Origin of the sequence: Microbacterium sp. Leaf288 (assembly GCF_001422925.1) — a bacterium.
Lineage (GTDB): Bacteria > Actinomycetota > Actinomycetes > Actinomycetales > Microbacteriaceae > Microbacterium.
Genome location: NZ_LMNI01000011.1, coordinates 255,895 through 268,984 on the forward strand (window position 1 = coordinate 255,895; position 13,090 = coordinate 268,984).

The 13,090-nt window shown below is 69.5% G+C and carries 18 protein-coding genes; 7 read left to right on the plus strand and 11 right to left on the minus strand.

Annotation, left to right across the window (positions count from 1 at the left end; genetic code table 11):
* Positions 1 to 31: 31 nt before the first annotated feature.
* The 5 genes from ASF40_RS10560 to ASF40_RS10580 form a co-directional block, all read right to left on the minus strand.
* Complete coding sequence (locus ASF40_RS10560) at positions 32 to 958, minus strand: LLM class F420-dependent oxidoreductase (RefSeq protein ID WP_056368825.1); 927 nt, start codon at positions 956 to 958, stop codon at positions 32 to 34.
* A 25-nt stretch (positions 959 to 983) separates the two neighbouring features.
* The gene (locus ASF40_RS10565; protein ID WP_056368827.1) at positions 984 to 1,949 is read right to left on the minus strand and encodes a cation diffusion facilitator family transporter; all 966 of its coding nucleotides are present in this window, start codon (positions 1,947 to 1,949) and stop codon (positions 984 to 986) included.
* Positions 1,950 to 2,015: 66 nt separating this feature from the next.
* Positions 2,016 to 3,128 carry an alpha/beta hydrolase gene (locus ASF40_RS10570; RefSeq protein WP_056368829.1) on the minus strand — a complete coding sequence of 371 codons (1,113 nt, stop codon included), beginning with the start codon at positions 3,126 to 3,128 and terminating at the stop codon, positions 2,016 to 2,018.
* Between the two features lie 122 nt (positions 3,129 to 3,250).
* Positions 3,251 to 3,922: an SRPBCC domain-containing protein gene (locus tag ASF40_RS10575; protein WP_056368830.1), complete on the minus strand. Its 672-nt coding sequence runs from the start codon at positions 3,920 to 3,922 to the stop codon at positions 3,251 to 3,253.
* Position 3,923: 1 nt separating this feature from the next.
* Positions 3,924 to 4,328 (minus strand): ArsR/SmtB family transcription factor, encoded by a 405-nt coding sequence (locus ASF40_RS10580; RefSeq protein WP_056368833.1) that lies wholly within the window; start codon positions 4,326 to 4,328, stop codon positions 3,924 to 3,926.
* Positions 4,329 to 4,506: 178 nt separating this feature from the next.
* Here ASF40_RS10580 and proC point away from each other — a divergent pair, with 178 nt between their 5' ends.
* Positions 4,507 to 5,352, plus strand: coding sequence for a pyrroline-5-carboxylate reductase (gene proC, locus ASF40_RS10585; protein WP_056368834.1), 846 nt, complete (start codon positions 4,507 to 4,509; stop codon positions 5,350 to 5,352).
* Positions 5,353 to 5,374: 22 nt separating this feature from the next.
* Here proC and ASF40_RS10590 read toward each other — a convergent pair whose 3' ends face one another.
* Complete coding sequence (locus ASF40_RS10590) at positions 5,375 to 6,034, minus strand: potassium channel family protein (RefSeq protein WP_374226639.1); 660 nt, start codon at positions 6,032 to 6,034, stop codon at positions 5,375 to 5,377.
* A gap of 4 nt (positions 6,035 to 6,038) precedes the next feature.
* Positions 6,039 to 7,451 carry a TrkH family potassium uptake protein gene (locus ASF40_RS10595; protein ID WP_056368838.1) on the minus strand — a complete coding sequence of 471 codons (1,413 nt, stop codon included), beginning with the start codon at positions 7,449 to 7,451 and terminating at the stop codon, positions 6,039 to 6,041.
* Positions 7,452 to 7,579: 128 nt separating this feature from the next.
* Here ASF40_RS10595 and ASF40_RS10600 point away from each other — a divergent pair, with 128 nt between their 5' ends.
* Positions 7,580 to 7,990, plus strand: a complete 411-nt coding sequence (locus tag ASF40_RS10600) for an ArsR/SmtB family transcription factor (protein ID WP_056368840.1) — start codon at positions 7,580 to 7,582, stop codon at positions 7,988 to 7,990.
* A 122-nt stretch (positions 7,991 to 8,112) separates the two neighbouring features.
* Here the strand turns inward: ASF40_RS10600 and ASF40_RS10605 are convergent, their stop codons facing one another.
* The gene (locus tag ASF40_RS10605) at positions 8,113 to 8,904 is read right to left on the minus strand and encodes an ABC transporter permease (RefSeq protein WP_056368842.1); all 792 of its coding nucleotides are present in this window, start codon (positions 8,902 to 8,904) and stop codon (positions 8,113 to 8,115) included.
* A complete protein-coding gene (locus ASF40_RS10610; protein ID WP_056368844.1) occupies positions 8,901 to 9,821 on the minus strand; it encodes an ATP-binding cassette domain-containing protein in 921 nt (306 codons plus the stop codon). Before ASF40_RS10610 ends, ASF40_RS10605 begins: the two co-directional genes overlap by 4 nt.
* A gap of 105 nt (positions 9,822 to 9,926) precedes the next feature.
* Between ASF40_RS10610 and ASF40_RS10615 the strand changes: the two genes are divergently transcribed.
* The 5 genes from ASF40_RS10615 (at position 9,927) to ASF40_RS10630 (ending at position 11,973) form a co-directional block, all read left to right on the plus strand.
* Positions 9,927 to 10,844 (plus strand): TetR/AcrR family transcriptional regulator, encoded by a 918-nt coding sequence (locus tag ASF40_RS10615; protein ID WP_056368846.1) that lies wholly within the window; start codon positions 9,927 to 9,929, stop codon positions 10,842 to 10,844.
* Between the two features lie 120 nt (positions 10,845 to 10,964).
* On the plus strand, positions 10,965 to 11,156 hold the full coding sequence (locus ASF40_RS10620) for a helix-turn-helix domain-containing protein (protein ID WP_019182077.1): 192 nt from the start codon (positions 10,965 to 10,967) through the stop codon (positions 11,154 to 11,156).
* Between the two features lie 82 nt (positions 11,157 to 11,238).
* Positions 11,239 to 11,337: a 30S ribosomal protein bS22 gene (locus ASF40_RS20860; RefSeq protein ID WP_003792170.1), complete on the plus strand. Its 99-nt coding sequence runs from the start codon at positions 11,239 to 11,241 to the stop codon at positions 11,335 to 11,337.
* A gap of 82 nt (positions 11,338 to 11,419) precedes the next feature.
* A complete protein-coding gene (locus tag ASF40_RS10625) occupies positions 11,420 to 11,713 on the plus strand; it encodes a rhodanese-like domain-containing protein (RefSeq protein WP_056368848.1) in 294 nt (97 codons plus the stop codon).
* A gap of 8 nt (positions 11,714 to 11,721) precedes the next feature.
* Positions 11,722 to 11,973: a glutaredoxin family protein gene (locus tag ASF40_RS10630; protein WP_056368850.1), complete on the plus strand. Its 252-nt coding sequence runs from the start codon at positions 11,722 to 11,724 to the stop codon at positions 11,971 to 11,973.
* 10 nt (positions 11,974 to 11,983) lie between these two features.
* Here ASF40_RS10630 and ASF40_RS10635 read toward each other — a convergent pair whose 3' ends face one another.
* Both ASF40_RS10635 and ASF40_RS10640 read right to left on the minus strand, forming a co-directional pair.
* Complete coding sequence (locus ASF40_RS10635; RefSeq protein ID WP_056369868.1) at positions 11,984 to 12,166, minus strand: YegP family protein; 183 nt, start codon at positions 12,164 to 12,166, stop codon at positions 11,984 to 11,986.
* Positions 12,167 to 12,304: 138 nt separating this feature from the next.
* Positions 12,305 to 13,078 (minus strand): tyrosine-protein phosphatase, encoded by a 774-nt coding sequence (locus ASF40_RS10640; protein WP_056368852.1) that lies wholly within the window; start codon positions 13,076 to 13,078, stop codon positions 12,305 to 12,307.
* Positions 13,079 to 13,090 lie beyond the last annotated feature (12 nt).

Consider the following 13,090-nt stretch of genomic DNA (forward strand, 5'->3'; position numbering starts at 1 on the left):
CAGCCCCGAGGAATGGGCCGTGCCCTGAACGTCAGCGGGGCAGGTGGGGGAGCACCTCGCCGAGGTACTCGACGTGTGAGACGTCCTGCAGGTCCATGAGCTGGAAGTACACGCGCTGCGCGCCGATCCCCACCAGCCGCTCGACCTTCGCGACGATCTCGTCGCGGGTGCCGACGATGTTGACGTCGCCGCGCAGCTCGTCGACGGTGCGGCCGAGGTTCTCGGCACGCCGGTCGAGTTCGGAAGCGGATGCCCCGGCCAGCGTCGGCAGCGCCACCGAGAGTTTGAGTGATTCGGGGTCGCGACCGATGCGCTCGCACGCGGCGCGCACGCCGGCGAACTTCTCCGCCGACTCCGCCTCCGACCGGAAGCCGATGTTGAACTCCGTCGCGAACCGCGCCGCGAGCTCGGGGGTGCGCTTCGGCCCGCCGCCGCCCACGATGACGGGGACCCGGGACTGCACCGGCTTCGGCAGCGCCGGGGCATCCGTCAGCCGGTAGTGCTCACCCGCGAAGCTGTAGGTCTCGTTGACCGGGGTCGACCACAGGCCGGTCACGACCGCGAGCTGCTCCTCGAGGATCCCGAACCGCTTGGCCGGGAACGGGATGCCGTAGGCCTCGTGCTCGCGGCCGAACCACCCGGTGCCGAGGCCGAGCTCGACACGGCCGCCCGACATCGCGTCGACCTGAGCCACCTGGATCGCCAGCAGCCCCGGAACCCGGTACGTCACCGACGACACGAGTGTGCCGAGGCGGATGCGCGAGGTCTCGCGTGCGAGCCCTGCCAGCGTGGTCCACGCGTCGGTGGGACCGGGAAGTCCGTCGCCGTCGCCCATGTGCAGGTAGTGGTCGGAGCGGAAGAAGCCGTCGAAGCCGAGACGCTCGGCCGCCTGCGCGAAGGCGAGCTGATCGTGGTAGCTCGCTCCCTGCTGGGGCTCGGTGAAGATGCAGTATTCCATGGCGGTTGCTGTGCCTGTCGAGCGGTCAGTCGGTCGACTTGATGACGAACTCCGACGTGGGCGGAGTCGCGTCGTCGCCGGGCCGGTAGACGTCGGGCTCGAAGTAGATGATGCGCGCCGCCGGCACTGCCGCACGCACGCGCGCCTCGACGCGGTCGATGTCGGACGCGATGTGGACGAGCGGCGCATCCGACGCGAAGCCGAGCTTGGCCGCCACGAGCAGTTCGTCGGGGCCGAGATAGAGCGTCTTGATGTGGATGATCTTCTCGACCTCGGGCCCGTCGTTGATGGCGTCCACGATGCGGTCGTGGTCGGCATCGGTCGCACCCTCGCCGACGAGGAGGCTCTTGGTCTCGATGCCGAGCGTGATGGCCACGAGGATCAGCAGCGTGCCGATCATGAGCGTGCCGATCGCGTCGAACACCGGGTTGTGCGTGATCACGGTCATGCCCACGCCGAACAGCGCGAACACGAGGCCGGTGAGCGCGGCGATGTCTTCGAGGAGGACGACGGGGAGTTCCGGCGCCTTCGCGTGCCGCACGAACGAGACCCACGACTGCCCCTTGGCCCGCACGTGGTTGCTCTCCTTCACGGCCGTGCGCAGCGAGAACGACTCGAGCACGATCGCGACGACGAGCACCGCGATCGGGATCCACGCGTTCTCGAGCTCGTGCGGGTGGGTGAGCTTGTCGATGCCCTCGTAGATCGAGAACAGACCGCCGACCGAGAACAGGATGATCGACACGACGAACGCATACACGTACCGCTCGCGGCCGTAGCCGAACGGGTGCTCGCGGTCGGCCTTCTTCTTCGCCTGGCGACCGCCGAGCATGAGGAGCAGCTGGTTGCCCGAATCGGCGACCGAGTGGATGGCCTCGGCGAGCATCGACGCCGAGCCGGACAGGAACCATGCGATGAACTTCGCCAGGGCGATGCCCATGTTGGCCAGGAACGCCGCGAGGATCGCCTTGCCGCCACCGGAAGCACTCATGCGGATGAGTCTACGGATGCTGCGACCCGCGCTCCGCACCTCGTGCGCGCCGGCGTCTGCCCTGCGTCAGTCGGAGGACCGCAGGATGATCGCCTCGGTCGGCGGGGCCGGATTGTGCGGGTGCCCGACGTACCCGATGACCTCGAGCAGCGCGTGGCGGAACTCGGCCGGCCGCTCCAGGTGCGGCGTGTGGGCGGTGTCGGGGAGATCGATCTCGGTCACCTCGCCGCCGGCGTCGGCGTAGCGGGCGAGGACGTCGCGCATCTGCGACACCATCTCCTGCGGCGGGGCGACATCGTCGCCGGGCCAGTCCGGCACGATGCCGAGCTTGCCGAGGTTGTTGTAGTCGTAGAGGGAGGCGTCCGACACGATGAGGTCGAGCGCCCCGTGGATCCAGAGGATCGGCGGCTTCTCGGAGAGCTCGACGATGCCCGACACGTTGTGATTGCCGGGGACGAGCGTGTTGAGCACACCGATCGTGCCGGCAGCGAAGCCCGGCCAGTTCTCGCTCGGGACCGAGTCGCCCGGATAGTTGCCGGTCGCGGTCGAGGTCGTGAGCATCGACTCGACCCAGACGTCCTCGTGATCGGTCTCGAATCCCGCGGCGACGTAGTGGGCCCGGAAGACGTTGCGAGGCGACGTCGGCGCGTCGGTCGACGTGTCGTGGTCGATGAGCCGCTGCACGAAATCGAGGTTGCCGGCGCCCCCGCCGGTGCCGGCGTCGTCAGCGGTGAGACGTGTGCCGTCGCGACGGGTGCCGCCGAAGCCGTACGGCGACACCGGCGCTTCCAGCGTGAGGCTCAGCACCGGGTGGTCGAGCGCGTACTGCATGACGACTGCGCCGCCCAGCGACCAGCCGACGAGGTGGGCGGTCGGGATGTCGAGGGCCTCGAGTGTCGCGTGCACGTCGTCGCTGAAGTCCCGCACGCCGCGCGTCGCGTCGATCGGCGCGTGCTCGGTACCGCCGTAGCCGCGCAGATCGATCGCGATCACCCGGAGGTCGTGGGGGAGGTCCTGCATCAGCTCTTGCCAGAAGAGCGAGGAGGAGGCGTTCCCGTGAATGAGCACCACCGTGCGATCGGGCGGTGTGGCCGGGTCGTCCGCAGTGCGCTCCAGCACGTTCACCGACAGGCCGGGCGTCTCGACGATGCGCGCGGCGATGCCGTCGAAGAGGGTCATATCGGGTGCCTCCCACGTCCTGCGGAAGCTCCTGCGCCCCCGCCCACTCACGAGAATAGACCGGCCGTCAGTTCTTGCGAATCAGGTTTCATGTTCCGGATGCCGTGACCCGGGGCATCCCGTCACTCCTCCGTAGCCGGCGGGGTCTGGCCGGTGTAGAAGGCATACGTGTTGTCGGCGGCTCGCGCAGCGGCGGCGGGATCGGCGCCGTCGGCGACGTGCGCGGCACTCCACGCATCGGCGGCGCCGCGGTAGAACGTGCGGCCCTCGTCCGTGAACGCCCACGCCTCGGCGTCTTCGGGCTTCGGGCCGCTGCCGCCGGTGAGGTGCAGGCCGAGTCCGAGGAGTCCGCCGTCCCAGCCGACACCCGTGGCGCCGGGGCCGTAGAGGTCCCAGAACTCGGCGGGCACGTCGTCGGTGCGGGCGATGTGCTCCAGCTCGAAGCGGGTCGCATCGTCGCCCTCCGCGGTGAGCCGCACCGTGAGCCACGTCACGCCGCCGCCGTACTCCCACGTCGCCTTGTAGTGCGCGGCGCCGTGGGTGGGAGGCGTGCACTCCTGGATCTCGCCGCCGGCGTTGCCCTCGATCTGGTAGCGGCCGCCGAGCATGAGGTCTCCGGAGATCGGCTGGAACCACCGTGCGATCCGGTCCGCGCTGGTGACGGCATCCCACACGTCGTCGATGGGGGACGGATACGTCTGCGCGAGCGTCTGCACGCGCGACGGGAAGCCGTCGACCTCTTCGCTCGCGATCTCGCGGCTCACTGCGGCGAGCTGGCTCTGTACGTCGACCATGTCAGTCCTCCTGGGGTTCGGTCGTGTCGGTTTCGTCGGTATCGAGGTGTGGGGTGTCGCCGGCGGTGTCCTGTTCGGCGAGACGCCGGGTGCGGCGACCGCGGGCGAGCTCGGTGCCGAGGGCGTCGAGGCGCGGCTGCCAGAACCGCCGGAACGGGTCGAACCAGGCCGCGGCGTTCTCGAGCGGCTCCGGCGCGATGGCGTAGAGGCGGCGGGCGCCCTCCGGCCGCACCGTCGCGAACCCCGACTCGCGCAGTACCCGCAGATGCTGCGACACCGCGGGCTGCGAGATGCCGAACTCGCGCTGCACCTGCTCGCCGATCTCGCCGGCGCTGCGCTCGCCCTCTGCGAGGAGTTCGAGGATGCGCCGGCGCACCGGGTCTCCGAGGATGTCGAGTGCGTGCACGGGACCATGTTTGCGCTCTGGCTTATATAAGTCAAGACCTATGCTGACCTATCCGTTCGCAATTCAGGATGGATGGCGTTGGGATGGGGTGCGACCCACGAGTTTCCGCGCCTCGACGTGTGTGGGTGGAGCAACCATCCTGAATTGCGAACACGGGTGGGCTCGTAGGATCGGATCCATGGCTGCAGACACCCCCGCCCTTCCGCCCATCGCGATCCTCGGCGCCGGCTCCATGGGCGGGGCGATCGCCCGCGGCCTGTCGCGCTCGGGCCTTGCGGCCGGGGGAGTGACGACGACGAACCGCTCCCTCGCCAAGGCGGCCGAGCTGGACGGTCTCGCGGGAGTGACGAGCGTGGCGCTCGAGGCGGATCCGGCAGGGAACACGGATGCTGCGGCCGCCGCGGGCGTCGTGCTCGTGGGCGTCAAGCCGGTCATGGTGCCGGACCTGCTGCGAGAGATCGCGCCGGCGCTGCGGCCCGGCACCATCGTGGTGAGCCTCGCTGCCGGCGTCACGATCGCGACGTTCGAGGAGATCCTGGGTGACGGCGTCGCCGTGCTGCGCTCGATGCCGAACACCCCCGCCCTCGTCGGTCGCGGCGTCACGGGGCTCGCCGCGGGCTCGCACGCCGACGCCGCCGCGGTCGCCACGGTCCGCCGGCTGTTCGAGACCGTCGGCACCGTCGTCGAGGTGCCCGAGTCAGAGATCGACGCGCTCTCCACGATCTCGGGCTCGGGTCCGGCCTACTTCTTCCTGCTCGTGGAGGAGTTCACGAAGGCCGCCGTCGCCAAGGGGTTCGCCCAGCCCGAGGCGCGGCTCATGGCGGAGCAGACCTTCATCGGCGCCGCGGCGCTGCTCGAGGCATCCGGTGACGATCCCGCGGAGCTGCGCCGGCGCGTGACCAGCCCGAAGGGCACCACCGAACGCGCCATCGCCGTGCTGCAGGATGCCCGTCTCGACGACGTGTTCGCCGAAGCCACCGACGCGGCACTGGCCCGTGCGAAAGAGCTCGCCGCCGGAGGCTGAGGTTCAGCTCGCCTTCGACCCGTCAGCGCTCGAGGGACGCGAAGCGCTCGATGTCGGAGTTGGTGCCCGACACGATGATGAGGTCGTGGTTGGTGACCACGGTGTTCGCCTCCGCATAGCGGAAGGGCTTGCCCGGGCTCTTCACGCCCACGACCGTCACGTTGTACTTCGTGCGCACGCCCGACTCGTTGAGGCCGACGCCCCGGATGAACTTCGGCGGGTAGAGCTTCGCGAGGGCGAAGTCGTCGTCGAACCGGATGAAGTCGAGCATGCGGCCGCTCACGAGGTGCGCGACGCGCTCGCCCGCCTCGCGCTCGGGGTAGATCACGTGGTTCGCCCCGACGCGGGCGAGGATCTTGCCGTGCGACTGCGAGACCGCCTTGGCCCAGATCTGCGGCACCTTGAGGTCGACCAGGTTGGCCGTGATGAGGACGGATGCCTCGATCGACGAGCCGACCGCGACGACGGCGACGGAGAAGTCCTGGGCGCCGATCTGCTTCAGCGCGTCGATGTTGCGGGCGTCGGCCTGCACCGTGTGGGTGACGCGCTCCGACCACTTCTGCACGAGGTCGAGGTTGTCGTCGATGGCGAGCACCTCGCGGTCGAGCCGGTCGAGCTCACCCGCGCAGGCGGCGCCGAAGCGCCCGAGTCCGATCACGAGAACGGGCGCATCGCCCCTCATCCGCTCAACCAACGATCGGCCTTTCCACGGGCAGCGAGTACAGCTGCGATCGGGATGACGCGGCCACCGCCGCGGCGAGAGTCACTGTACCAACGCGGCCCATGACGATCGTGATCGCCAGCACGTAGACCGCGGGATCCGGGAGTTCGGCGGTGAGCCCGGTCGACAAGCCGACGGTGGCGAACCCCGAGATGACGTCGAAGAGCACGTCGCCGAGATCGGCCTTGGTGATCTGGGTGATGATGATCGTCGAGATCGCGACGATCGTCGATCCCCAGGCGACGACCGAGAGGGCGACCCGCAGCACGTCGCTGGGGATGCGCCTGCCGAACACCTGGTTCGATGCTCGCCCTTTCGCCTCGGAGATGACGGCGAGGGCGATGACCGCGAGCGTCGTCACCTTGATGCCGCCGGCGGTCGACGCCGAGCCGCCGCCGACGAACATCAGCATGCACGCGACCAGAAGACTCGACTGGTTGAGCTCCCCGATGTCGAGGATGGCGAATCCGCCGGATCTCGTCATCGCCGAGAGGAAGAACGCCTGGAAGGTCGTGTCCCACGCGTCATTGGTGCCGAGGGTGAGGAGGTTGTCGTACTCGAGGACGAGGAAGACGACACCGCCGAGGAAGAACAGCCCCACCGTCGTGATGACGGTGAGCTTCGCGTGCAGCGACCAGCGCCGCACCCGCCACCGCTGCCTCAGGAGCGTGTAGATCACCGGGAATCCGATGGAGCCGAGGAACACGCCGGCCATCAGGACGGTGAGGAAGAAGTAGTCGTGGCGGAACGGCGCGAGGCCCTCCGCGTTCGGGGTGAACCCCGTGTTCGTGAACGACATCGCCGCATAGAACGGCGCCTCCCACAACGCCACGTTCCACGGAACGCCTGCGACCAGCAGTCCGGGGTAGAGGAGGATCGCGATGATCACCTCGATGACGAGCGTCGACAGCGCGACCGTCGCGAGCAGGCTGCCGATCTGGCCGAGCTGCACCGTCTGGCCTTCGTTGACCGGTCCGCCGTGCGTGCGGAGCGGATTCGAGTCGCTCGCCGCGATGAGCTTCGCGCGCAGGCCGAGCCGACGCGAGATCACCAGGCCGAGGATCGAGGCGAGCGTCAGCACGCCGAGCGCACCGATCTGAACGCCGACGAACACGAGCACGTGCCCGAACGGCGACCAGTGCGTCGCCATGTCGACCGTCGCGAGGCCCGTGACGCAGATCGTCGACACGGCGGTGAAGAAGGCGTCGGCGAACGGGGTGACCTGGCCGTTCGCGGCGGCGACCGGGAGGGAGAAGAGACCGGTGAAGACGAGGATCAGCGACAGGAAGATGAGGATCGCGAACCGGGCGGGGGAGCGCTGGGTGAGGTCGCGGAAGAACTCCATGAACCCGTGGCCGAGGGCGCGCAGCGGGCTCATGCCTGAGACGGGGGCGGCGCGCCTGCCATCCGTCATACGGGGTTCCTCCTGGTGCGAACGGTCCTCGTGCGGGCGGCCCGGCGGTCTCGCTCATGGTACTCCGCTGGGCTCCCGACTAATCTGAGCACATGGCGGACATCTTCGACGTGATCGCAGACGGAACGCGTCGCGACATCCTGCGACTGCTGCTCGATCGATCATCCGCCGGAGAGCGCGGCACCAGCGTGTCGCACATCGTGACCGAACTCGGCGCCAGCCAGCCGACCGTCTCGAAGCACCTCAAGGTGCTGCGCGACGCGCACCTGGTGTCGGTGCGCGAAGAGGGCCAGCACCGCTACTACAGCCTGTCCGCCGCACCACTGGACGAGGTCGACGACTGGCTCGTGCCCTTCCTCGACGACGACGGCGGCATCGAGGGTGACGGCATCGCCCCGGCCCTGCCGGATTCCGCCGCGCACGCGGCCGAGGTCGTGGGCCGCGCCGCCGCCTCCGCGAAGCACGCCCTCGAGAACGCCTTCAAGCGCCTCCCCGGACGCTGACATGTGAGGACGGATGCTGCGGCCCGCAGCATCCGTCTCCGTCGTCGTCTCCACGTGACGAGACCGCACGACAGCACCGAGCCGCCGGGCGGGGCGGTGCTGTCGTGAGGTCTCGCGATGCGTCAGTGGCGGCGGCTCTTGCGGCCGAAGAGCCACGCGCCCCACACCGCAGAGATCGCGACGATCCCGACGCACCAGCCGATGGCCCACCACGGCTCGGTGCCGAGGTCGGTATCCATCAAGAGGCCGCGGAGAGTCTCGATGATCGGGGTGATCGGCTGGTTGTCGGCGACCCACTGCAGCCACTCGGGCATGGTCTCGACCGGCACGAAGGCGCTCGAGAGGTACGGCACGAACAGGATGATGAACCCGTAGCCGGAGGCCGCTTCGGGGCTGCCGGCCGCCAGGCCGATCGAGGCGAACAGATACGTGATCGCGAGGATGTAGAGCGCGATGAGTCCGGCCGCGCCGATCCAGGCGACCAGGTCGGCGTGCGGGCGGAACCCGACGAGGAGCCCGACGCCGATGACGACCGCGGTCGCGACCAGGTTGCGGGCGAGGCTCGCCACGACATGTCCCGTGAGTACGGCTCCGCTGCGCAGCGGCATCGTGCGGAAGCGGTCGATGATGCCGCTGGACATGTCGCGCGCGACGTACGTCGCGGTCGTCGCGGCCCCGAAGCCCGCGCAGAGCAGGATGATGCCGGGAACGACGTAGTCGACGTAGGCGCCGCCGGGCTCGATCGCGCCGCCGAACACGAACGTGAACAGCAGCATGAGCATGACCGGCAGCAGGATCGACATGCTCAGCGATTCGCCGTCGCGCAGCGACTGCGTGAGACTGCGGCCTACGAACACCGACTCGGCGGTGAACCCGCGCAGCCGCGGGCGAGGGGCGATGGCGGTCGTGGTCACGCGAGCTCCTTGGCGGCGGGGGCGTGGGAAGCGCCGGTGAGGGACAGGAAGACGTCGTCGAGAGTGGGCCGTCGCAGCGTGACCTCGGCGCCGGGCGCCACGTCGCCGAGCTGATCCATCGCCGAGCGCAGGCCGTCGATCGACCCGTCGGTGGCGATCTCGCGCAGGACCTCGCCGTCCGCGCCGGTCAGCACGACGGTGTCGGTTCCGACGAGCGACTTGAGCTCGGCGGGGGTGCCGGTCGCGACGATGCGGCCGCCGTCGAGCACCGCGATGCGGCCGGCGAGCTGATCCGCCTCCTCGAGGTACTGGGTCGTGAGGAACACGGTGGTGCCGGCACTCGCGAGCGACCGGATGACGTCCCACAGGTCGCGGCGGCTGCGCGGGTCGACGCCGGTGGTGGGCTCGTCCAGGAACAGCACCTCGGGCACGACGACGAAGCTGAGGGCGAGGTCGAGACGTCGGCGCATGCCGCCGGAGTAGGTGCTGACGCGGCGGGTCGCAGCATCCGTCAGCGCGAAGCGCTCCAGCAGCTCGGCCGCGCGCAGCTTCGCGGCCCGCGGCGACAGGCCTGACAGGCGCCCCAGCATGACGAGGTTCTCGACGCCGGTGAGCATGTCGTCCACCGCGGCGGACTGCCCGGTGAGCGCGATGCGCCGGCGCACCGCGTCGGGATCCGTCGCGACATCGTGCCCCGCCACGCGGGCGATGCCGGCATCGGGGCGCAGCAGCGTCGTGAGGATCGAGATGGTCGTCGTCTTGCCGGCGCCGTTCGCGCCGAGGAGGGCGAAGATCTCGCCGCGCTCGACGAGGAGATCGAGGTGGTCGAGGACGAGGGAGCGCCCGAAGCTCTTGCCGAGCCCGCGGACGTCGATGGCGGGTGCTGGGCCCACGCGCGGAGTAGGTGTGAGGATCATCGCGGCATCCTTCCGTCAATCGTGTGGAGGAGAAACTGTGTATGCCAGTAACTGTTTATGACGCTAACACACTGTTTACGGAATAAACAGTCTTAGACTGACGCCATGACGGATGCAGTCGAGCCCGAGCTTCCGCGGGGGATCGCCCTCGCGTGGGGCGTGGCCGCCAACCCGCAGCGCGGCCCCAAGCGGGAGATGAGCGTCGAGCGCATCGTGGAGGCGGCGGTCGATATCGCGGATGCCGAGGGCCTCGGCGCCGTGTCGATGGCCGCCGTGGCGGCTCGACTGGGCTTCACGCCGATGTCGCTCTACCGCTACGTCACCGCGAAGGAGGACCTCATCCTGCTCATGCAGGAGGAGGCGACCGGTGCCCCGTCGGAGGCGACGCGGACGGCCGGCGGATGGCGCGAGCGGCTCGAGGCGCTGTACCGCGAGCAGCTGCAGCACTACCTCACGCACCCGTGGGTGCTCGACATCCCGATCTCTGGGGTCCCCGCGACGCCGAACAGCGCCGCGTGGATGGACGCCGGACTGAGCGCGCTGGCCGAGACCGACCTCACCTACACGGAGCGCCTGGCCGTCATGCTGCTGGTCACCGGCACCGCGCACTGGGCCGGCACGATCCTCGCGGGCTACGCGCGGGTCGAGCGCGAGCGGGGTGTCGACGGCCAGGCCATCAGCCGCAGCGAAGACGCGATGTTCCGCACCCTCATCACGGCCGACGCGTACCCCGAGCTTCGCGCCGCCATCGAGGCCGGCGCCTTCCTCGATGAGTCGGATCCCTTCTCGTTCGCCCTCGCCCGCGGCCTCGAAGGGGTCAGTGACTACATCGCGGCGACCGGAGACGGGCGCCGGGAACGCCCGCAGTCGTGGGTCGAGCGGGACGACGCCGACATCGCCGACGACAAGAAGTTCCGGGAGGCGCGCAAGGCGGTGCGCGAGGCCGAGAAGGCGTTGCGCGACGCTCACAAGCTCGAGCGTCAGGCCGCGCGCGAGGCGCGCGATCGACGCGCCCGGCAGTGACCCGGGATGTGATCACCCCACGGGCATCACTTGTCACAGGATTCACACCAGTCTCTGTGTTTACACGCGGGTCGCGCGCGTTCTAGAGTGACTGCAGCACTTCTGGGGAAGGGGATCGAGATGGCTGAACTGCCGGACGTGCGCTTCCTCACGGTGGCCGAGGTCGCCGAGCTGATGCGGGTCTCGAAGATGACGGTCTACCGCCTCGTGCACTCGGGCGAGCTGCCCGCGGTGCGCTTCGGCCGCAGCTACCGTGTGCCCGAGTCCGCGGTCACCGAGGCTCTGCAACGGCCGATCGCCGACGTCGGCTAGACTGTTCCGAGGCATTTTTTCCTTTTGCCCCGTTCCCGGGCGCGGCCAGCCGCGTCCAGACCCCGATCTAGTGAGGTTTTCCGTGGGTTCTGTCATCAAGAAGCGCCGCAAGCGCATGGCGAAGAAGAAGCACCGCAAGCTGCTTCGCAAGACTCGCCACCAGCGCCGCAACAAGAAGTAAGCGGCATCCGCACCAAGCGCCTGTCTTCGGACGGGCGCTTCGTGTATCCCTGCCCGCAGAGCCCGCGACCCGAGAGGCCGTCATGAAGTCCATCACCGTCCAGCAGCTGCGCGAGCGCGTCGAGACCCCGCTCATCGACGTCCGCGAGGTCGACGAGTACGCCGCAGGACACGTGCCCGGCGCGGTCAACATCCCGATGTCGGTCATCGGCGGTCGCCTCGACGAGCTGCCCGACGGCGCGTTCGACGTCATCTGCGCGATCGGCGGCCGTTCGGGGCGCGTGGTCGAGGCCCTCGAGGCGCGCGGCTACGACGTCACCAACGTCGACGGCGGCACCAACGAGTGGATCGCGGCCGGCTTCCCGGTCGAGGCCTGACGACGCGCGTGAGGACCGTCACCCTCATCGGCAAGCCCGACTGCCACCTGTGCGACGTCGCACGCGAGGTCGTCGAGACCGTCGTGGCGGAGCTGCCCGAGGACGCGGTAGACGTCGAGGAGCTCTCGATCGCCGACGATCCCTCCCTCTACGCGACGTGGTGGGAGAAGATCCCCGTGGTGCTCATCGACGGCGAGCTGCACGGGCACTGGCGCGTGTCGCCCGACCGCCTGCGCGCGGCGCTGACCGCCGCGCGCTGACGGGCCTGCGTCACTTCTCGATCTCTTCGACCCCCGCGCCGGGCGCGTTCGTCCTGACCGACTCGATGCCGTTCAGTGCGCTCGCCTTCGACGAGTACCCCTGACTGGTCGCGATCACCTGTCCGTTCGACGCCTTCAGGTTGAAGCGCCAGTCGCCGCCCTTGTCGGTCCACAGTTCGAACTTGCCCGCCATCGGAGCCCCCTTGATCGATGTGGGATGCGAATGGATGCTGCGCACCCCGGCGCCCGGCGCCGCGTTCACGCTATCGGCGCCCGCCTTGCACCGGAAGGGGCCTGCGTCCTCCGTGTTCCGGGTGGCGGATGCAGGGGTTCACGCCCTCAAGCGAGTCCGGAGTGCGTCGAGCTCGTCGTCGGTGAGGCCGCCCGACTGCAGATAGGCGGCGGACCCGCCCCTGCCGTCGACCCATGTCAGGGCCTGCTCGATCGCTGCGGGAGGAGTCTTCGTCACGAGGGTGCGCAGCGAGTCGGTGACCGGCACGCCCATCGAGGTGAGGGTGCCGAGCATGCCCTCGGCCCAGGGGCCGGCGAGATTGGTCTGCGAGGCCGCGTAGTCGGCGACGATCGCGTCGCGCTCCGCGCCCGCGGCGTCGAGCATCAGGGCGACCGCCACCCCCGTGCGATCCTTCCCCGCGGTGCAGTGCACGAGCACCGCCGTCGGCTCGTCGTCGGTGGATGCGCCGACGAGGCGTGCCACCCCGGCGAAGGTGCCTGCGCCGTGGGCGAGCATCGACAGGTACAGCTCGCCGAGAGTCGGCAGCTGCGCCAGCACCGTCGCGAACGACTCCGGTACCGCCGTGGCATCGGGACCGATGGCGGGCTGAGGCAAGGCGCCCTCGAGGAGGGTGAGCGACTCGACGCGGAACGGGCGTGACACCGGAACCCGATCGGGGGCCATCTGCTGTTCGACGGGCGTGCGGAAATCGGCGATCACGCCTACCGCCGTGTCGGCGAGCTGCGCAAGCCCGTCGTCGGTGAGCGCGTTGAGCGCGGCAGACCGGTAGAGCACGCCGCTGCGGATCACACCGCCCGAGGTCAGCGGCATCCCACCGGTGTCGCGGAAGTTGAACAAACCCTCGATCGCCATGCGATCCACCCT